Genomic DNA, 19,620 nt, shown 5'->3' on the forward strand with positions numbered 1-19,620 from the left:
AATTTACTCCTTCATGTGGCTGTCGCCGGCCGGTGCGGGCTGGAGCGCGAACGGGCGGTCGTCGGCCGCGAAGCCCAGCGGCCACGGCAGCGGCGCGGGCGCCGCGCGTTGCGACTGTGCGGCGAGCGCCTCGCGCAGCTTGCCGGCCACCCGCTCGTCGAGCCGGCGTTCGTGGTGCCCAAAGACGATCTCCCGCAGCAGCACGCACGGCGCGCCGTCCGGCGCCTCGTCGACGCCAAGCACCGCGAAGCGGGTGCCGGCGGCGAACATGGCCCGCCCGGCCCGGGCACCCGGCCCGCCCGGGACACCCAGGTGGTCCAGCCGCCGCGCGGTGGCCGACCAGATCGCGTACCGGCCCGTGCCGCCCTCGGTGCCGCCGTCCACCGACACCGCGGTGAACGCCGGCTCCACCAGCAGTTCTCCGGGACGGTACCGGCCGGTCACGTCCAGTCCGGCGGGTACCGCGGCGAAGACGGGGCCGCCGGTGGCCGGCAGTTGTGTTAGCCCCGCGCAGCCACATCGGGCCAGCAACTGGACGTCCTCGTCGGGCGTACCCCCACCGCGCAGCGCGCCGTTGACCCGCTCGCCCACTCCGTCGAGCAGGGCCAGCACCGCGACCAGCCCGGCCATCATGTCGTGCGTGCCGACCGCACTGCGCAGCCCTGGGTGCAGCGACAGCGCCCGGGTCACCGTCCGGGAGTGTGCCTGGAACTTCCAGTCCAACACGGTACGCAGCCGCTCCCGGTCCGCCTCGTCGGTGCGCGCCCGTACCCCGAACCACGCCGCCCCCGGCCGGTCGGCGCGTGGCGTCGGCTGCGGGCCCTCGCCCGGGCCGTTCGCCGGGGCATCGGTGGTGTCCAGGCCGGTCGCCGGTGCGGCAGGGGCGACGGTGGCCACGGCGGCAGCCGAGGTGGCAGCAGTCGGGGTGGCGACAGTCGAGGCGGCGGCCAGCGGCCGGCAGGTGTCCAGCTCCAGCCGGAGCGGTGGGAACTCGGGCAACACCATGCGCCGGACGCTGAGGTCAGGCCGGGGCACCTCGATCATCGGAACCGACAGGGCGCGCACCCCGAGCGCCGCTTCCACCCCCGAAGACATCACGGGCCCCGATTCCGGTGCCGCAGCGGGTGACCCGGTCGCCGCCGAGTCGGCGGGCGACGGGGCGGTCCCCGGATCGGTGGTCACTGGCGGCGGTGCCGGCCCGGGCGGTGGCGACGACACCGGGGACGGCGGCTGGCGGTTCCGATTGCGGCCGGGCGCCCCGCCGGTCGGGGTGTGGCGAACGCGTACCGGCCCCAGCGGGGGCAGCAGGCGACCCGCTGGCTCCGGATCGTCCCCGCCGTCGGGTCGCCAGCACCAGAACAGCCCGTTCGCGGAGGCGCGCCCGAAGGTGAAGCGGATCCCGGCGTCCGAGGCGTAGACCGGTGCCCCCAGGTCGACCGCGAGCTGGTGCAGTAACGGCCCGGCCCCGTCGGCCGGCGCGGGCCGCTGGGTGACCAGCAGCACCGGCCGACCCCGCCACCGGGGGCAGTGCCAGATCGCCTGGGCCAGGTCGGTGGCGGCCAACGGCCGGCCGCCCAGCTGGAAGCCGGACCGGCTGGCCTCGACCGCGAGCGCGAACCAACCCGCTGGGCCGAGGGTGACCGATCCCGGGGCCTCCCACGGCCCCGGATCGAGCACCGGTACCCGCGAACCGGCGCCCGGCAGGATGCGCGCCACGGCGGCACCCACCGCCTTCGACGCCTGGCGCAGGTACCGCGCCACGTGCTGCCCGCCCGGAACGCCCTCGGCTGGCTGGGAAAGTTTCCAGGACGACGGCAGGGGTACCCGCTGCCACGGGGCGAGCACCTCGGTCACGGCAGCACCGGCCGCTGCGTACCGCCGTCGGGTTTGGCCCCGGGCGCCGCGTCCGGCAGCCCCGGGTCCGCCGGTGCTACGCCGTCGGGCGATGGGACGTCGGGCGATGGGGCGTCGGTCGGTGGGTCGTCGTCGGCACCGGGTACCCGCCAAACGATCGCCTCGGCGTTGGGCCGGCACAGGTGCACCAGGGCACGGTGCACGGAGATCTCGTCCAGGGGCTCGGCGGGCTCATCCCCGGTCAGGTGCGCGGCCAACTGCGGATCCGGCGCCAGGCCGTAGTTCTCCAGGTAGTACGCGACCGCCTCGCTCCACAGCCAAACCCCGTCGGTACGCAGGTGCATCGGTACCACGTCGCCCCGGTCCGGGGCCAGGATGTCGGGCACCTCGCCGCTGCTCCACGCGATGACCATCCCCCCGCGCAGCGCGGCGAGCAGGTCGTCGCGTTCCTTGGGATCGGAGACCACCGGCCGGTTGCTGGCGAACCACGGGCCGCGTACCGGATCGACGCCGTCGAAAAGCCGGGCGGTGGCCACCGGCACGGCCGGCCGCGCCGCCCACAGCAGGGCGCCGGACGTGCGGGCCAGGGTCTGGTAGTACGGCGCGTCCGACCCCCAGCAGACCTCGACCTGGGCCTCGGCGTCCCCCGCCTCGACCATGCTCTGCCGCAATTGGACGCCGAGTGCGGGGAGGCCGACCATAGTGTCGTCGACGGTGACCACGGCCACCCGTACCGGGTCCTGCCAGGGCCGGGCGCTGGGCGGCAGCCGCCACGCCCGCCACACCGCGCGTACCGCCGGGTTTGCCGACGCCGCGGCCACCAGCGCCCGGTCCGCCGGATCGAGGGCGTCGACCGGGTCGGCGGTGCGGTCCTGCGGAAGCACCATCAACGCCAGGTCTTCCTGTGTGGTCGGCAGATCGGGCAGGAAATGCCACGGTGCCGGCGGGCGTTCTCCGCGCAGCTCCTCCAGCGCCAGGCCAAGGTCGATGTCCCCGCCGCTGAGTGCCAGTTCCTCGCGCAGCGCCGCGATCTCGTCGGCGTCCAGTTGCAGCGGCTGGGAGACTGCCTCGAAGGCGACCGCCTGTACGACGTCCAGCCGCCGGCCGGCGGCCAGCGCGTCCCGCGCGTCGGTCAGTACCCGGTCCGGCAGCGAGCCGGCCAACCGCAGCAGCAACGCGTGCATGCTCTCGTCACGGTCGTCGTCCCGTGTCGTCTCCGGTGCCACATCCAGGTCCGTGTCCACGTCCACGGTCACACCCCCCTCCTTCACCCCGTCCAGGGTCCATCTGTGAAACGCCCAGCGCGCCAGCAGGGTTCACTACTGCCACGGGCCCGGACGCGCCTACTTGTGCCGCCACCACGACTCGGTGCTGGCCCGGTCGCACTTCCGGAACTCCGTGCTGACCTGGCGGCCGTGCACGATCATTCCCGCGTACCAGGTGCGGGCCACGTAGTTGAACGGCCCCATGTCGAGCGGGCCGGCCTCCCGGGCGTTGGTGACGCAGAAGTCGAACATGTCTCGGCAGAACTCCAGCACCGTGTCCCGCCGGCCGCCGGTGAGCCCGCAGTTGAGCAGCGGGACACCCCGGTTGTCGGACAGGAACTGCAACAGCTTGGCGCTGCCGCCGTGGTGGTACAGCATCCACGGAATGCACAGCGGCGCCGGCTCGTCGCCCACGTACAGCCGGTCGTCCATCTCCGGGAACGGATCGCGCAGCATCTCCACGTCGGTACCGTCGACGCACCACACCTGGTCGATTTCGGGGTGCTCGCGCAGGTACCGCCACCAGCACAGCCAGCGGTGGAAGTACGGCGAGCTGACCTCCCCGCCCGGCGCCACCCGGACGTGCGTGACCAGGTCGGTATCCGGCTCGTCGAAGCAGTCGTGCAGCACCACCAGCCGCCGCCCGTGCCGCTCGACGGAGCGGCGCAACTCGGCCAGGTCGGCGTAGTTCGGTGTCCAGGTGGTGCCGCGCTGCGGGTCGGGCTGCGCGGTGAGGTACGTGGTCAGCACCACGTTCTGGGCCGCCGCCGCGCCGACCGGCCGGGTGCGGAACTCGCGGTACTCAACCGAGGTGTAGCTGGCCTCCGACCGGGTCTTGAGGTTGCGCACCAGGTGGAAGCGCTCGATGTCGGACACGCTGGAGCCGACGTTGGTGCGCTCGTCGCAACTGAAGATGAGGTCTCCGCTGCCGACCACGTCGGCGAACCGGAACGAGGTCAGGCCGGCGTTGTAGATCCGGTTGGAGAGGTCCACGTGCTCGTACCCCCACCGGCCGTACCGGGTGTCGTACCCACCCACCCGGTCCAGCACCCGCCGCTCGAAGTAGAGCATGCAGCCGCGGGGATGGGTGTACGCCCGATGCTGCTCGTCCCGGTAGATCTCCACCGAATCGGTCAGCCGGCCACGCGCGGTGTCGGTGAACATGTAAATCAGATGCGGCTCGGGACTGTCGACATATGGCCGTTCCCAACCGTCCACGACCGGCCAACAGTCGTCGTCGAACAGGAACAGGTGCCTACAGCCCCGCTCGACCAGCAGCTCCAGGCACTTGTTCTTGGCCCGGGCGATGCCGACGTTGCTGTCGAAGCGGAACGTCGCCTCCTCCACCGGCTCGTCGCTGGCGTCGTCGACCACGACGATCGCGGCGCCGCTGGGCGCGTACTTGCGGATCGCCTCCAACGCGGTACGGAACACGTCGCCCCGGTTGTGGGTTGTGATCCCGATGCCCACCGCCGGAAAGTCCGTCTCCTCCATGCCCACCTCTTCGGTTGGGGCGCCACGGCGCCGTCAGTCAGGGGCCGCCGGCGCCCGGCGCAGTACCGGCCGTCGCGGCGACGCCGGACGACCGTCGCCGCGTGCCCCTGCCGAGGCCGGGCGCGAGATCGTCCACCTGTGGCACGGCTTCGCGGCACCGCCGGGTTCACCGGTCGACACGCGAACCAACGGCGGCGCGGCGCCGGCCGCAGGCACTGGCGCAGGGCGTAGGGATAACCCTCCCCAACCCGAGGGGTGACACCCCGCAGGAGCAGGGGCCGCACCATGTCGAGCGACCGGCCCCCGACGGCACTGTCATGGCATGGCCGAACGGGTGCACAGCAAGCGACACAGCAGCGCGCTGGAAAGCGATTCCCGCCTGCGCGAACTGATCGACACCTACCAGCAGCCGCTGCTGAGGTACGCGCAGCGGTTGACCGACGGCGACACTGGGCGCGCCGAGGACGTGGTGCAGGAGGCGTTCCTGCGGGCGTGGACCCACCTGGACCAGCTCACCGCCGACCGCGGGTCGGTGCTGGGCTGGCTGCGCCGAGTGGTGCACAACCTGGTGATGGACGGGTACCGCATGAAGAAAGCCCGGCCACCCGAGGTGAACATCGACAACGCCACCGAGGTGGCCACGGCGGACCCGATGGCCGGCGTGCTGGACTCCCTGCTGGTCGAGCAGGTGCTGCACGGGCTGTGGCCGGAGCACCGGGCCGCGCTGGTGGAGACCTACCTGAACGGCCGGACCGCGGCCGAGATCAGCGCAACGCTCGGGGTACCGGTCGGCACGGTCAAGAGCCGGGTGCACTACGCGCTGCGGGCGGCCCGCAAGGCAACGAACACCCACCTGCTCTGCGCCGCGTGAGCCCCTAGCCCGATCGAGGCGGAAGGCCGTCGCGGCCCACCAGCCGGGTCGGCCCGGCCTGACCGAAGCCGCCTACAGTGAAACAATGCGCCGCTCGACCCAACGATCCGACGGACCCTCTCCGGGGCCGGGCCCGTCGGACAAGGTGGCACAGGTGGTCGACTCGGTGCACGGCCTGCCGGGTCGGCCGCTGCCGGGAGCGCAGGCCGAAGCCCTGGCCCGGGCGCTGGGTGGATGCCTGGAGGCCGCCACCGTCACCATCGCGCTGTGGCTGCCCCTGCCGGCGGGCCACGACGCGGACCCGGCGGCCGAACACACCGTGCAGGAGTACCGGTGGACCGCCACCGGCGCCGACGCGGCGGTACCCGTGACCGGGGCGGCGCCGATCCGGCTGCGCGACGGCGAGCAGGTCCTGGCCGACCTCGTGATCGAGCCGCCGGCGGCGGCCGAGCGGCTGCGCCGGTGGCCCGAGCTACACGCGGTGACCCGCCTGCTGGTCAGCGACATCCAGGCCCAGCTGATCACCGGCAGCGCCGAGCGGCTGATCGGCCAGAGCGACCTGCTGCTGGCCGACGCCCGGCTGCGGGCCGCCGGCGAGATGGAGCACCAGCGGCACCAACTGGAGCGCGACCTGCACGACGGCGCCCAGCACCACATGGTCGCGTTGCAGATGTCGCTGGCCATGGTGGAGCACCAACTGGCCGCCGGCAACGCCGCCGAGGCGGGCCGGCACCTCGACCGGCTGCGGGAGCTGCTGGCCAGCACCGAGGAGGTGCTGCACAGCACCGCGACTGGCCTGCTGGCACCGTTGGCCGACCACGGTCTGGTGACCGCGTTGGCGGCCCGGCTGGGCACGCTCGACACGGTCACCCTGGACATCGACCCGCAACTGGCCGGCCATCGGTACCCGCCCGAGGTGGAGACCACCGTCTACCTGGCCTGCCTGGAGGCGGTCAGCAACGCGCACAAACACGCCCCGGGCGCCGCGGTCACGCTGGCGCTACGTACCTCCCCTGGAGGGCTGACCTTCGAGGTGGCCGACACCGGGCCAGGCTTCGACACCGACGGGCGGATGCCGCTGCGCCAGCTCGCCGCCCGCCTGGCCTCGGTGGACGGCACGCTGACGGTACGGTCTAGCCCGGCCACCGGTACCCGGGTCAGCGGGTTCGTGGCGATCTGAGCTTCCCGCCGGTACCGCCGGGCCGCCCGCCCGTGCCTCGCGCCAGTCACTCGACGCCGTCGGTGAGCAGCCGCTCGCACGCCCGTACCAGCAGCGCGCACGCACTGCGCCCGGCCGGTCCCGAGTCCGGCGCCATGGACTGGTTCCGCCAGAACACCAGCGCCCGGCTCGCGGCCTGGGTCAACTGCCCCGCGCCGGCGTCGCCGGCCAGGCCGAGCCGGGACCGCGAGTCCGGACCGTACGCGCCGAGCAGGCGCAGCGCCTCGTCGTGCCCGCGCGGCAGCCGGATCCGCCGGCCCTGCAACGCCTGCAACAGGTCCAGCTCGGCCACCTCGTGCGCTCCCGCGACGGCCGCCTCCACCGCCCGGCCGAACCGGTCGTCCAGCTGCCCCGCGGCCAGGCAGGCCACCAGCGCGCGCAACGCCCACCGGGCGGCCACTACCCCCGCCCAGGCGCGTACCCAGGTGCGCAGCGCCACCTCGACCGCGATACCGCCGCCCGGGGCCGCACGCCAGTCCACGATCGTGTCGCACATCGACCCCAGGCGCTGCGGTGAGCCCGCCGTCGCGGCGGTACCCGCCTCCAGCGCGCAGATCGCCACCGGGGAGAACCCGTCGCCGCCCGGCGACCGCAGGGCGGTCAGGAACTCCGACTCCGCCGCGCTGGCCGGCCTGGACAGCACCAGCACGACCGCATCGGGGGGCCCGTCGGCAGTACCCGACCAGCGGCGCAGCCGGGCCGCGAGGTCGGCGTCGACCCGGTCGCGATGGTGCAGCAGCCGCAGCCCGCGCAGCGCGTCCACGGGTCCTTCGACCAGGATCCGGTCCACCCCGGCCGCTGCGCCCAGCCAGGCGGCGCCGGACCGGCCGGGCAGCCGGACCGGCCGCCATGGCGGTGCCCCGCGAGCCGGGTCCAGCGTGACCCGCGGGTACGGCTGGTACTGGTAACCGGTCGGCGGGGCCACCCCGACCGATGGCTCCCATCGGGCGGCACCGGCCGGCCCGTACAGCACCGATACCAGCTCAGGTGCCGAGGCCCCGACCACCACTACCCGGGCCTGGCCGTCCTGCCGATCGGCCGCGACCCGCAACGGTGGGCTGTCCGCGGGCGCCTCCCGGCCGGTCACGAGCAGGGTCAACAGGCGGCGCGCGGAGGCGCCGACCGGCAGCTCGGGTGCGGCGTCGTTAGCCTCGCCCGGCTGCGGCCCGGCCGGCTCCGGCTCAGCGGGACGCGCGGGCTCCGGCCAGTCGCCGCCGAGCCGCTCTGGCAGCAGGATGTCCACCACGGTCGCCGCGCCCCGGCCGGCCCGTTCCACCCGCAGCCGGCCGCCCAGCGCGGCCAGCCGCCGGGAGTCGTCCCGCAGCGCCGCGGCGACCCGGGTCGGCTCGGTTCCGGTCCGCTGCGCGCGGATCGTCAGCACGCCGGCGGACCGGCCCAGTTCCAGGTACACCGGCTGCTCGCCGCCGCTGGCGCCGAGCGCGGCCGCCGCGGACGCACCGGCCTGATACAGCCCGGACTCGACCTCCCAGCCCTGGCGCCGGCCCAGTTCGCCGCTGAGGACCACCGGTACCGGCAGCGCCGCGGTGACCTCCTCCAGCGCCGCGCGCACGCCGGTACTGCGCAGCACCTGCGGGTACACCCCGCGGACAACGGACCGGAACTGCTCGATCATCTCGCCCAGCCCGGCCCGGATGTCGCCGGCGATCGCCGTGGCCTGCGGTGAGCCGGCGCGCAGCGCCCGCTCCAGGTCCGCGGTGCGGTCCAGGATCGCCCGCAGCTGCCGGCCGGGCGTCGCGGTGACCGCGGTGGCGAGCCGGTCGCGCTCCACCGCCTGCACGGTGAGCAGCTCCAGCTGGGTCGCGCTGACCCGCCGTACCGCCCGGTCGACCCGGGCTCGCGCGGCGGTGCACGCCGCGCGGTGGCCCGCCTGGCGCAGCAGCAGGCCGACGCAGACCGCTGTCTCGCCCAGCGGCGCCGCCACGGCCAGCGGGTACCGGGGATCGTCCGGGTGTGCCAGCACCAGCGCCCCGTACCGGGCACCGCCGTCGGTTACGTCCGCGATCGCGACCACACCGGCCGCGCCCAGCAACAGGTCCGGGTCGGCTACCGGGTTCGGCAGCGCGGCCTGCGCCCAGCGCCGGGACTGCCACGTGATCGCGGGCGCCCACCGTGGGGTGCTGGTACCGGGTGCCGTCCCTGCCGGCAGCCAGAGCGCCGCATAGCGGACCGCGTGGGCCCGTGCGAGCTCGCGCAGCAGCGTGCGTAGGACCGACCGGTATCCGCCCAGCGGGTCCTGCGGCCCGGCCGGCGCGGGCAGCGCATCCGAGGACGCCAGCCGGACCAGGGCGGTGAACGGCCCGGCTGGGCGGGGTGGGTGCGCCAGCTCGCCGCCTGTGGTCCGGAGCACGGCCCTAGCCCGTCTGGTTCGAGCGCAGGTACGCGAGCACCGCCAGGACCCGCCGGTGGTTCGCGGCCGGCTCAGCCGGCAGGTCCAGCTTGGTGAAGATGCTCGCGATACGCTTCTCGACCGTCTTGACCGACAGGAACAACCCCGTCGCGATCCCGGAATTCGACCGCCCTTCCGCCATGAGCCGCAGCACGGCGCGTTCCTGCTCGGTAAGATCGGCCAGCAGACTACGTACCGGGGGACTCGGCCGGTCCACCAGGTTGGCGGCCAGCGCCGGCTCGATCACGATCTCACCGGCGGCGATGCGCACCAGCGTGTCGGCGAGCACGGCCACCCCGGCCACCTGGTCCTTGAGCCGGTACCCGATGCGCTCGGTGCCGATCTCCAGCAACTGGAACAGGTAGTGCGCCTCGGCGTGCTGGGACAGCAGCAGCAGCCCGACGTCGGGGTATCTCGCCCGTACGCGCTGGGCGGTCTGCAGACCGCCGTCCGCGCCTGGCGGCATCCGAATGTCCATGATGGCCACGTCGACGGGGGTATGTTCCAGTAACTCCAGCAGTCGGTCGCCGTCCTCCACGCAGCCGACCACCTCGTGCCCCGCGGCGGACAGCAGCAGCTGCAGCCCCTCCCGGAACAGCGCGCCGTCGTCGGCCACCGCAACGTCCACAGCTCGCCTCCCGACGTCAACACCGACGAATTGTGACCCCCGAAATCGGCGACGTATCGTGACGGCGCGATGTGATCTGCTTCGAGGTCGCCTACGTATTACAACTATGACCTCAAGCATCGTAGCGACTGTGGACTCGGCGAGGGGAATCTGAGTATGTACGGGTTGGGCGTCGACCTGGGCACAAGCTTTACCGCCGCGGCGACCGCCTCCGCCTGGGCCCTGGACATGGTGCCACTGGCTGGGCCTGCGGTCGTCACGCCGTCGGTCGCCTACCTTGACGAGAAGGGCGCGCTGCTGACCGGTGAGGCGGCCGATCGCCTTGGTCTGCAGGACCCCAGCCGGGCGGCGCGGGAGTTCAAGCGCCGCCTCGGTGATCCCACCCCGGTGATCCTGGACGGGGCGCCATACTCCCCCACCGCCCTGATGGCCGCCCTGCTCCGTTCCGTGGTGGACACCGTCAGCAAGGCGCAGGGCGGCCCGCCCGACCGGATCGTGCTGACCCACCCGGCGGTGTGGGGCCCGTACCGGCGCGAGCAGTTCGCGGCCATCCCGCACCTGGCCGGCCTGCCCCGCCCGCAGGCCGAGTCGGGGTCGGTGGCCGGGTCGGACGGCCCGACCGTCATCACCATCACGGAGCCGGTGGCCGCGGCCACGTACTACTGCTCCACCCAGCCACTGCCCCCGGACGGTCTGCTGGCGGTCTACGACCTGGGCGGGGGCACATTCGACAGCGCGGTGGTCCGCAACGGCCGAGACGGGCTGGAGACCATCGGGACCCCCGAGGGCATCGAATGGCTCGGCGGCGCCGACTTCGACCAGGCGATCATGGACCACGTCGACCGCCAGCTGGACGGTGCGATCACCGCGCTGGACCCGACCGATCCCGGTACCGCCTCGATCCTGGCCACCCTGCAACGCGACTGCATGCTCGCGAAGGAGGCGCTATCCAGCCGCGAGCAGGCGGATATCACCGTGTCGCTACCCGGCTCGGTCCGGCACGTGACCGTGACTCGGAAAGCGTTCGAGCAGATGATCACGCCGTCCGTGGAGACCACCATGGAGACGTTCCGGCGGACCCTGACCGCCGCCGGCATCACCCTGCAGGACCTCACCGCCGTGCTTCTGGTCGGCGGATCGTCCCAGATCCCCCTGGTTACCCAGTTGCTGCGGGACACACTGCGGCGGCCAATCCTGATCAACACCCATCCGAAACACGCGGTCGCACTGGGCGCCGCGATGCTCAGCACCGACACCCACACGGCACACGGCGCCCCGGCGCCCCGGCGGCCCAAGCGCGCCGCGCCGGCCACCACCGCGGTCCTGGCAGGCGCTGCGCCGATGGCGGCGGGACATGACAGCGGCGCGCCGGCCACCACCGCGGCCCGGACCGGCGCTGCGCCCACGGCGGCCGAACGTGACAGCGGCGCGCCCGCCGCCGCAGCCGCAGCCGCAGCCGTGGGCACGGCGGCACTCAAGCCGGGGCGCGGCGCGAAGCACCGGGCGCAGCCGCCAGCCAAGCCGGAACGCCCGGCCAGCGGCCCTGCCGGAGACACCCGCCCGGCGGCCGAGCCGAGCCCGACACGGCGGTGGCGGTCACGGCTCACCGACGCACGCTTCATCGTCGCGCTGATCGTGTCCTTCAGCGTGCTGGGCGTAGCGTTCGCGTTCGGGAACGCCCCGAGCGACCAGCCGCAGGTGCCCAGCGCAAATACCGGGACCAACGCCCCGAGCAACCAGCCGCAGAAGCCCAGCGCAAATACCGGGACCAACGCCCCGAGCAACCAGCCGCAGAAGCCCAGCGCAACGCCCGGGACCAAGACCCCGAGCAACCAGCCGCAGAAGCCCAGCGCAACGCCCAAAACCAACACCCCGAGCAAACGGCCAATGCTCAAACTGGCGGACGTCCAGGTACACAAACCGTCGAAGCTGGCTACGGTCCGCCCCGCGGTAGTCGGTGCCGAGCATTTCGTCGACCGGCCGCCCGTCTTCACCAGCCTTCCCGACCCGCTCACCGGAGCAGTGCTGATCCGCGGCGCCAGCGACGACAAGCGACTGACCTCCCCGGCGGACTACCTGGTCTTCGATGTCGCACGCGACGCCACCGTGTACGTCGCCTTCGACAGACGCGGAGCACCGGAGCTGTACAACTGGTGGCCGGCGTGGCTGAACCAGCAGGGCTTCAAACGCACTGACATGATCATCCCAACCAATGACAAGGACCAGCGCTACTTCGTCGTGTTCGCCAAAAAGGTGCCGGCGGGACGCGTCACGCTCGGACCGAACGCGGCGACAACCGTGTACTCCACCGGCTACATCACGCTCCTAACCGCTATTGGATGATGATTCCGCCACAAGGTTACTGAACACCCCTTACCGGACCGGGCTGCTTCGCGGAGCTGTCAGGTCACATCGGATCTGGACGAACCGTGTGGACGCTCTTGGGGAAGGACTCAGAAACAGATGACCACGCACAGCTCAGCCCAGTCGGACGGCATCGACCCCTCCGTCCCCACTGCTGCGGGCATGTACGACTACTACCTGGGCGGCAGGAACAATTTCGCAGCCGATCGTCAAGCCGCGAAAAAGGTGATCGCAGCGGCTCCCGAGGTGATTCTCATGGCCCGGGAGAATCGTGGGTTCATCCAACGTACGGTGCGATTCCTGGCCCGCGACGCGGGCATCCGCCAATTCCTCGACATCGGCAGTGGCCTGCCCACCCAAGGCAGCGTCCACGAGATCGCCCAGGCTGAGGCGCCGGACGCGCGCGTGGTCTACGTCGACAACGATCCGCAGGTGCTGGCCCGCTCGCGCGCCTTGGCACCCACCGAAGGCAAGACCACGAGCGTGATCACGGCGGACCTGCGCGACCCGGATGCCATCCTCAACCACCCCGAGACCCGGGCGCAGATCGACTTCGACCAGCCAATGGCCATCCTGTTGGTGGCCGTCCTTCACTTCATCGACGACGAAGCTGACCCGTACGGGATCGTCGCCCGCCTCCGCGACGCGATGGCGCCGGGTAGCTACCTTGTCATCAATCACGCCACCGCCGACCCCAGGCCGGACAACGCTGGTGGCGCCGCAGAGGTCTACAAGAACACCAAATATCCGGCTACCCACCGCACGCGTGATCAAATCGAACGCTTCTTCGACGGCGCACCCCTCATCGACCCCGGCCTGGTGTTCGTTCCGGAATGGCGGCCCGACATCGAAACCGACATCGCGCCGGAGGAGGTCTGGATCCTCGGCGGCGTCGGCCGAAAGCCGACTGTGGATCAACCTCGACCGTTGTCGCTTTAAAGGTCCTACTGCGATTTCGCCAGCTCACGAGCGATGTCGACCCGCGAATGGGCCCCGAGCGTCGCCAGGATGTGGGAGAGGTGGGTTTCCACGGTACGGCGGGACAGAAACAGTTGGGCGGCGATGTCCGGGGTGGACTGTCCTGCGGTGACGAGGTCGGCGATCTTCCGTTCCGTGGCGGTGAGGGATTCCCGGCCGATGGTGGGCCGGCGGCGCGGTCCGCGGCGGCCGCGGCGGATGCCGTGCGGTCGTAGGCGGGCGTCGGTGCGCATGATGTCCCAGGCCGCGTCGAGCGATGTGTAGACCTCGACCGCCCGCGCGTACGCGGCCCGCGCCGCATGCTGGTCGCCGCGTTCGGCGTACAGCACGGCGGCGTCCTCCAGTGCCTGCGCGCCGAACAGGGGGTAGCCGATGCGGTGGAAGGTGTCGGCGGCGGCGAGGATCCGCGCGGGGTCGGCCGCCAGCAGGCCCGCGCAGTACCCGGCCGCGGCGGTGGTGGCGGGAGACGCCTGCCCCTGGACGGCGGCGTTTGCCCGGGCCGCGGCCGCGGCGGTGGCGGTGGCGGTGGTGCGGTCGCCGCAGGCCAGCGCGAGGCGGACCACGTCGGCCAGCCACATCGGCGTGTCCGGGGTCAGTTGCGGAAACTCGCCGTTTCCCTCGGGATCGAAAACGGCCAGCAGGCGAGCCAGCGCCTCGGCGGGCCGGCCCTCGCGCTCGGCCGCCAACGCCCAGGCAACCAGCAGAAGGTCGGCGTACAGGCGCAAGCCGTTCCCGGGGCTCGTCAACTCCTCGACGCCGAAGAACTCTCGCTCGGCCGCCGGCAGGTCGTCGCGGTGAACCGCGATCAACGCCCGCACCCCGCGGCCGGCCAGCCGATACGTCATATCGGTCGGCAGGTCGGCAGCAGCCTGGAGCTCCGTCAGCGCCTCGTCCCACCGCCCTCGGTAGAAGCTGTAGTCTGCGGTCTTCGCCCGCAGATGTCCCAGCCGGGGCGGAGTGCCGGCACGTTCGGCGAACACCATGGCCTGGCCGAAGGCGTCGTCGGCCTCGGCGGGCCGTCCCAGGTTGTCCAGGCCACCCGCGCGGTTGATCAGCAACAGCAGCCGCAGGTCGGCGACGGGCGGCTCGTCCCCCAACACCGCCAACGCGCGATCGATGAGCGCCACCTGCGCCGCCACGTCCCGCCGCTGGTTGTGCTCGATGAGGGCCAGGGTGTGCAGGGCGTATCCGACCGCCAGCCGGTCACCGGCCTGGTGCCCCTCGGCCTCGGCTCGTGCGGCGGCCGCCCGAGCCTCGTCGAAACGTCCGACGCCGATAAGCGCAAGGGCGCGTAGGGCGTACAGCCGGGCGGTCCAGACCGCCGGCATTCCCGGCCGCTCCAGCGTGTGCTCGGCGACCTCAACGGCCTGCTCGTACCGCCCCATGCGCATCAGCACGTACCCAAGGGTCCAGGCCACCCGAGCGGCCACCACGGGATCGCGGCTGAAGGCCAGCACCGGACGAGCCAACTGCTCGACCTGCTCGTTGTCGCCAAGCTGCGACAGCGCGACCGTCAGGTCGGCATCCAGCCGTTCCCGGCGCGGATCGTCGTCAACCGCGCCGCGGACCCGGGTCGACGGCCACCCGCGGCGCCCGGTAGGTCAACCCCGCGGCTTCCCGGGCCACCCAATCGATCATCCACTCGTTGGCCGTCACCGGTCCGGCGAGCAACTGCTCGGCCACCCGCTCCACCGGCGCCCCCGCGCCGGCCAGCGCCCGAGCCGCCTGCCGATGCAACGCCGCCCGCAGACTCGCCGGCATCGCCTCGTACAGCGCCTGTCGGATCAGTCCGTGCCGGAACACCAGCCGATCCCCCGACGCCGCCAACACCCCGCCCGCCACCGCCTCCTCGACCACGACTATCAACTCGGTCGCCGGCTGCCCGGTGACCACCCCCAGGTCATCGACCGTGAACGCGCAGCCCAACACCGCCGCCAGCCCCAGCACCGACCGGGTCCGCTCCGGCAGGAAGCCGAGCCGCCGCCCGATCGCCTCCGACAACGACCCCGGCCACTCCCCCGCACCCGTCAACTCCGCCACTCCCGCCACCACGGTGATCCTCGACTCCCGGACCAACGCGTCGACCGCCTCGCGGGCATAAAGCGGATTTCCCCCCGCCTGCCCCGTCAGCTCATCCAACGCCCCGCTCGGCACCGCGCCCACCAAGTCGCTGACTACCTCGATCACCTGCGGTGTCGACAAAGCTCCCAGCGGCAGCACCGTCGCCCCCCGCTCCACGAGGTCCCGCCGCGTTGCGGCCACCTCTGGCCGGCGTGGCAGCGGCCGGCACGCCGTCACCAGCAACAACGGCATTTGGGCTGTGGCCCGACCCAACCGCGACCACGCCGAAAGGCTCGCTTCGTCCGCCCACTGCGCGTCGTCGAGCACCAGCACCACCGGCGTCACCGAACACAGCCGGTCCACCAACGCCAAGACCTGCTCGGCCAACAACGCCGCCACATCCCGCGGCGTCACCAGCTCCGACCTTCCCTCCCCCCGCAACAGCCCCGCTAACGGCGCGCGCAACGGATCCACCGAATCCCGCCCCACCCGCAGCGCGTCCAGCAGCACCTGCAACGGAAACGGCGGCAACAACTCGGGCGCGGACCCGCGATACACCGCACACCCCAACCGCGCCGCGTCAGCTGTCGCCGCCGAGATCAGTGTCGACTTCCCGATCCCAGGTTCGCCGTCCACCCACAGCATCCCGCCCCGGCCCTCGGTCACCCCCACAATCAGCTCGCGCAAGACCGCCAACTCGACATCCCGACCAACCAACGCCGAGGCAGGTGAACGCATGCCGCCACCATGTGGCGACACCGGCGTGACGTGAGCCCCGCTGGTGGCCAAGACTCGGACGCAAGACTCAGATACGCCACCCGGCAGCCACCCCCCGGTGGTCTGCAGCGGGCGGATGGACCCGACCTGACGCTCGCCCGCCGGCCGGATCATGGCGATCGTCGCCGTCGAACGCTAGCCGCGGGCAGTGCCCGCCTGCCAGGTGCGCACCAGCGAACTGGGCGACCATCGACTCGACGATGGCCTCATCCGGACGACCAGATGGAAGAAGCCCTCGACCTCGAGGAGGTTCGCGCGCCCCTGCTGAGCATGCTGGACCGGTTCCGCGACCTGCTGATCGAGGTCTACTTTCGGAATGGTCCGGGCCAAAGGCCGCCGAAATCTTGGGCGCTCCCGAGGAGCCCATCAAGTCCCGGACCTTCTACCCGCTACGCCACTGGAAGCGGCATCGCTGGACCGGGGACTCATTGGAAATGAGTGAGTAGCGCGTCACCCAGCACGGCCCCGTCTACTCGCCACCGGGTTGGCGCATGTCGTCCTCGGAGAGCAGGGCCAAGCCAGCAACCACGTCCCGGAACCCGTCGTACTCCGCGCGGCACCGCCGGCATCGCGCGATATGAGCCTCCATCACCCGAACCTCGTCATCGGACAAAGCATCCAACGCGAAGACGCCGAGCGCCAGCTTGAACGGATCATCCGAGCGCTCGGGCTGGCTCATTCGACCTCTTCCTGACCGTTGACGCGTGCCGACTTTCCTCGCTCTGATTACGCGCCGTAGGCACGGACGGTTCAGCCCAAAGTGGTTTGCCGGTCGTCCGCTGACTGATCCACCATCGGCAGGCCCTCGGCGCCTGCCGGATATCCATGGACCAGCGAGCCCCGGGCCTTTCCAACGAGCACAACGATGGGCGCGCTCGCCCGCGAGATCGCGCGGTGTATCACCGGCAGGCCAGTGGACACCGCACCGGCAACCCGGTGCGGTACGGGCACGGCCCCAAACATCCGTGAGCTACCCGATGTCTCTCAGTGCCAGACGAACGAACCTTGCCTTGAGAGCGGACCAGGTATGGAGGAGGGCAGCCATGGCGCTTGCGACCGGAACCGTCGCCGTCGGGGACCTAACCGCCGAGGAGCGGATGCAAGCCCTGTATGACGCCCATGCCAAACCGGTCTATTCGTTCCTCCTGCGGCTCACCTTCGGCCAGCGCCAAGCGGCCGAGGACCTGCTGCAGGAAACGATGATGCGGGCTTGGCGCAAAATCGAGGTCTTGAACGCGGACATCGCAACGCTCCGCCCCTGGTTGCTCACCGTCGCCCGACGAGTGGCCATCGACGCCGGTCGGGCCAAGCAGGCCCGACCGGAGGAAGTCGGGCTGGTCGACATGACGGTGCTGCCATCCGGCGATGACGCCATCGAGCGAATGCTCGCCGTTCAGACCATCAAGAAGGCGATGGCTCGGCTGACTCCAGAGCACCGAAACGTGATCATCGAAATCTACTATCGCGAACGGTCGGCCGTCGAGGCAGCCGCGGTGCTCGGGATCCCGGAGGGGACGGTCAAGTCGCGCACCTACCACGCGCTCCGCTACTTGCGCGCTGCCATGGGCACCGCCGCGAAGCGTCGGCCCGCATAGCCCGAGGATTGGGCAGCTGTGCTGCGACGCTGTGATGCCAGGGCCCACACAGCCGGCACGGCAGCCGCCCCTCCTGCTGGGGCTGCACGCCGTCGGGGATCTGCGGCACAGACAGTGGTGACACCGCGAGCCAGTCTAGGAGCCGCGGGCCCTAGCGTGCTGCCGGGGCACGGTTTGCGGTGGTCGACGCTGCCGCGGCACCCGCGCCCCGTCGCGTATCGCGGTGCGGATGTCGGTGATAAGAGCGTCGACCTGGCCGCGGGTCACCCCGGGCATGCAGATGGTGTGCGACCACTGCCCTTCGGTGGCCAGCAGCCATTTGCGGGTCACCGCCGCCGGGGGCGTGGCCAGCACGACGGTGAAGGCGCGCGAATGCCGCCAGGCGGGCCAGCCGATGTCGTCGAGCTGCTCGACGGCGTACGCGGCCAGGTCCCGAGCCCGGGCGGTCCGGGCGCGGTGCCCCTCGCGGCCGTGCGCGGCTATGGCGTACCACAGCAGCGCGGCGGCCTGCCCACACCGGGAACCGCTGACGGTGGTGTCGACGGTGGAAGTGTAGGCAATGTGCCGACCCGGCCCGCGGATGCTGTCACGCATCAACACCAACCCGCACGGGATCGGGGCGCCGAAGAACTTGTGACCCGACACGGCGACGCTGTCCACGCCGCTGCCCTCACCGAGGGTGAGTGACCCGTCGAGTGCGAGAGGTATGCCGGCGAGGGCAGCGTCGACGTGCACGTGCCGCCGGTCCACGCCCACCGCGCGCAGCACGACGTCGATGCGGACCGGGTCATCAACGGCCTCGGTCATCGTCGTTCCCGCGGTGGCCACCACCACCGCCGGGCGGTGCCGGCGCCACCCGACGAGCGCGGCGAGGTGCTGATAGTCCATCTCGCCGCGCTCGTCAACGTCGACCAGCTCGTGTGGGGCGCCGATGATGTCGAGGATCTTTCCGATCGAGTAGTGCGCCGCCTGGGAGTAGTAGACGACCGCGTCTGGGTAGCGGCGGTGCGCGGCGTGCAGCGCGGCGAGGTTGCCCTCGGTGCCGCCAGCGGTGACATAGCCCCACCGGTCATTGGCCGGCAGGGCCATCAGGTCCGCGCACCAGTCGACCACCGCCCGCTCCAGCGCCTTGGTGTGCGCGGTTCCGCCGGGATCGGACTTCGGGTCGCCGACGTTGTTGAACAGCCGCCCGAACAGCGGCAGGACCGGGGTGTAGTCGAGGTCGACCGCTCCGGGGAATCCGATGGCGGTGGGCTGCCCGGCGGCGGCCTGGTCGAGCAGCGCCTGGACCACCGTACCCGGGTCGGGGTTGACGGCGTGCAGATCGAGATCGGCGTCGGTCAGGACGGTGGGTTGCTCAGGTGCGCTCATGCCGGCCGCCCGGCGAGCAGGTGGCCGGTGAGGGTGCGGTGCAGCACGCCGAGCTGCACCCACGCCGCGCGCAGCGTCTGGTCGCCCTGCTGGGTGAGGTCGGCGTGCGGGTTGTACGGCCACCGGCGGCCGGCGTCGAGACTGCGGTTACTGGTGATGCCGTCATCGCCGAGGCGGCGGTGCGGGTTGCGGACCATGCGCAGCGCGGTGCCGTCGATCAGCAGAACCAGACCCTGGCCGGACAGGTCGAACACCGTCCTGGGACGCGGCGTGTCCAGAGGTTGGTTACGCACCGAGTGGGCGACCGTGTGCCATGGTCCCTCATCGCTGTCCAGGGTGGTCACGCCCGCGCCCACGTAGGCGGCGTCGCGGGGCATGTCCAGGTCCCCGCCGTTGACCATCGACCCCTCCGGTCCGCGGGGATCCCACCGCCGCCCCTGCTTGTTGGCGCGGGCGACGTTACCGGCGGCGGTGCGGGCCAGATCGTGCAGCACCCGGGGCAGGTCGTCGGACTCCGGACCGGCCAGGAACAGCCGGGTAGCGATCAGCAGCCGGTAGCGGTGGGGCATGTGCTGGTCCGGGGTGGTGTAGAACAACACCACGCCGTGCGGGCCGAGCGCGTTGCGCTTGCCGATCCGGTCGAACGCCTCATGACAGTGCTTGGCGTTCACACCGCGCAACCGGGACGCGACCTGCAACCGCAGATCCACCCAGAAGCGGTCCTCCGGGCCGGGTT

General features: G+C 72.0%; 15 protein-coding genes. 5 read left to right on the top strand and 10 right to left on the bottom strand.

All coding sequences use genetic code 11. The features are described from left to right. Window positions 1-3: 3 nt before the first annotated feature. The 3 genes from ACY34I_RS29560 to ACY34I_RS29570 all read right to left on the bottom strand — a co-directional run bounded on the left by ACY34I_RS29560 (window position 4) and on the right by ACY34I_RS29570 (window position 4,613). Window positions 4-1,854, bottom strand: a complete 1,851-nt coding sequence (locus tag ACY34I_RS29560; RefSeq protein ID WP_462758335.1) for a hypothetical protein — start codon at window positions 1,852-1,854, stop codon at window positions 4-6. Continuing rightward, entirely contained in the window at window positions 1,851-3,110 is a 1,260-nt protein-coding gene (locus ACY34I_RS29565; RefSeq protein ID WP_462758336.1) for a hypothetical protein, read from the bottom strand. Before ACY34I_RS29565 ends, ACY34I_RS29560 begins: the two co-directional genes overlap by 4 nt. 87 nt (window positions 3,111-3,197) lie before the next feature. Further along, a complete protein-coding gene (locus ACY34I_RS29570) occupies window positions 3,198-4,613 on the bottom strand; it encodes a glycosyltransferase family 2 protein (RefSeq protein ID WP_462758338.1) in 1,416 nt (471 codons plus the stop codon). Between the two features lie 322 nt (window positions 4,614-4,935). On the opposite strand from ACY34I_RS29570, the gene ACY34I_RS29575 reads away from it, so the two are divergent. Together ACY34I_RS29575 and ACY34I_RS29580 are read left to right on the top strand one after the other, a co-directional pair. Next, window positions 4,936-5,484 (top strand): sigma-70 family RNA polymerase sigma factor, encoded by a 549-nt coding sequence (locus ACY34I_RS29575; RefSeq protein WP_462758339.1) that lies wholly within the window; start codon window positions 4,936-4,938, stop codon window positions 5,482-5,484. A gap of 154 nt (window positions 5,485-5,638) precedes the next feature. Further along, window positions 5,639-6,664: a sensor histidine kinase gene (locus ACY34I_RS29580; RefSeq protein ID WP_462758341.1), complete on the top strand. Its 1,026-nt coding sequence runs from the start codon at window positions 5,639-5,641 to the stop codon at window positions 6,662-6,664. Window positions 6,665-6,710: 46 nt separating this feature from the next. Here ACY34I_RS29580 and ACY34I_RS29585 read toward each other — a convergent pair whose 3' ends face one another. Both ACY34I_RS29585 and ACY34I_RS29590 read right to left on the bottom strand, forming a co-directional pair. Further along, entirely contained in the window at window positions 6,711-9,071 is a 2,361-nt protein-coding gene (locus ACY34I_RS29585; protein WP_462758342.1) for a hypothetical protein, read from the bottom strand. Window positions 9,072-9,075: 4 nt separating this feature from the next. Then, window positions 9,076-9,738 carry a response regulator transcription factor gene (locus tag ACY34I_RS29590; protein ID WP_462758343.1) on the bottom strand — a complete coding sequence of 221 codons (663 nt, stop codon included), beginning with the start codon at window positions 9,736-9,738 and terminating at the stop codon, window positions 9,076-9,078. A gap of 156 nt (window positions 9,739-9,894) precedes the next feature. On the opposite strand from ACY34I_RS29590, the gene ACY34I_RS29595 reads away from it, so the two are divergent. Both ACY34I_RS29595 and ACY34I_RS29600 read left to right on the top strand, forming a co-directional pair. Beyond that, window positions 9,895-12,081 carry an Hsp70 family protein gene (locus ACY34I_RS29595; protein WP_462758344.1) on the top strand — a complete coding sequence of 729 codons (2,187 nt, stop codon included), beginning with the start codon at window positions 9,895-9,897 and terminating at the stop codon, window positions 12,079-12,081. A 120-nt stretch (window positions 12,082-12,201) separates the two neighbouring features. Then, complete coding sequence (locus ACY34I_RS29600) at window positions 12,202-13,041, top strand: SAM-dependent methyltransferase (RefSeq protein WP_462758345.1); 840 nt, start codon at window positions 12,202-12,204, stop codon at window positions 13,039-13,041. A gap of 5 nt (window positions 13,042-13,046) precedes the next feature. Here ACY34I_RS29600 and ACY34I_RS29605 read toward each other — a convergent pair whose 3' ends face one another. The 3 genes from ACY34I_RS29605 to ACY34I_RS29615 all read right to left on the bottom strand — a co-directional run bounded on the left by ACY34I_RS29605 (window position 13,047) and on the right by ACY34I_RS29615 (window position 16,597). Next, entirely contained in the window at window positions 13,047-14,537 is a 1,491-nt protein-coding gene (locus ACY34I_RS29605) for a helix-turn-helix transcriptional regulator (RefSeq protein WP_462758347.1), read from the bottom strand. A 94-nt stretch (window positions 14,538-14,631) separates the two neighbouring features. Next, on the bottom strand, window positions 14,632-15,930 hold the full coding sequence (locus tag ACY34I_RS29610; RefSeq protein ID WP_462758349.1) for an ATP-binding protein: 1,299 nt from the start codon (window positions 15,928-15,930) through the stop codon (window positions 14,632-14,634). A gap of 457 nt (window positions 15,931-16,387) precedes the next feature. After that, on the bottom strand, window positions 16,388-16,597 hold the full coding sequence (locus ACY34I_RS29615; RefSeq protein ID WP_148799776.1) for a zf-HC2 domain-containing protein: 210 nt from the start codon (window positions 16,595-16,597) through the stop codon (window positions 16,388-16,390). A 364-nt stretch (window positions 16,598-16,961) separates the two neighbouring features. Between ACY34I_RS29615 and ACY34I_RS29620 the strand changes: the two genes are divergently transcribed. After that, the gene (locus tag ACY34I_RS29620; RefSeq protein ID WP_462758350.1) at window positions 16,962-17,513 is read left to right on the top strand and encodes a sigma-70 family RNA polymerase sigma factor; all 552 of its coding nucleotides are present in this window, start codon (window positions 16,962-16,964) and stop codon (window positions 17,511-17,513) included. Window positions 17,514-17,648: 135 nt separating this feature from the next. Here ACY34I_RS29620 and ACY34I_RS29625 read toward each other — a convergent pair whose 3' ends face one another. Together ACY34I_RS29625 and ACY34I_RS29630 are read right to left on the bottom strand one after the other, a co-directional pair. Further along, a complete protein-coding gene (locus ACY34I_RS29625) occupies window positions 17,649-18,884 on the bottom strand; it encodes a histidine decarboxylase (protein WP_462758351.1) in 1,236 nt (411 codons plus the stop codon). After that, entirely contained in the window at window positions 18,881-19,594 is a 714-nt protein-coding gene (locus tag ACY34I_RS29630; RefSeq protein ID WP_462758352.1) for a hypothetical protein, read from the bottom strand. Before ACY34I_RS29630 ends, ACY34I_RS29625 begins: the two co-directional genes overlap by 4 nt. Window positions 19,595-19,620 lie beyond the last annotated feature (26 nt).

The sequence above is a fragment of the Micromonospora sp. RTBAU3-60 genome (genome assembly GCF_054963695.1).

Bases quoted from the DNA above. Each gene is read 5' to 3' on its own strand.
- ACY34I_RS29625 (WP_462758351.1), bottom strand. From the start codon at position 18,884: ATGAGCGCACCTGAGCAACCCACCGTCCTGACCGACGCCGATCTCGAT.
- ACY34I_RS29575 (WP_462758339.1), top strand. From the start codon at position 4,936: ATGGCCGAACGGGTGCACAGCAAGCGACACAGCAGCGCGCTGGAAAGC.
- ACY34I_RS29595 (WP_462758344.1), top strand. From the start codon at position 9,895: ATGTACGGGTTGGGCGTCGACCTGGGCACAAGCTTTACCGCCGCGGCG.
- ACY34I_RS29570 (WP_462758338.1), bottom strand. From the start codon at position 4,613: ATGGAGGAGACGGACTTTCCGGCGGTGGGCATCGGGATCACAACCCAC.
- ACY34I_RS29615 (WP_148799776.1), bottom strand. From the start codon at position 16,597: ATGAGCCAGCCCGAGCGCTCGGATGATCCGTTCAAGCTGGCGCTCGGC.
- ACY34I_RS29600 (WP_462758345.1), top strand. From the start codon at position 12,202: ATGACCACGCACAGCTCAGCCCAGTCGGACGGCATCGACCCCTCCGTC.
- ACY34I_RS29620 (WP_462758350.1), top strand. From the start codon at position 16,962: ATGGCGCTTGCGACCGGAACCGTCGCCGTCGGGGACCTAACCGCCGAG.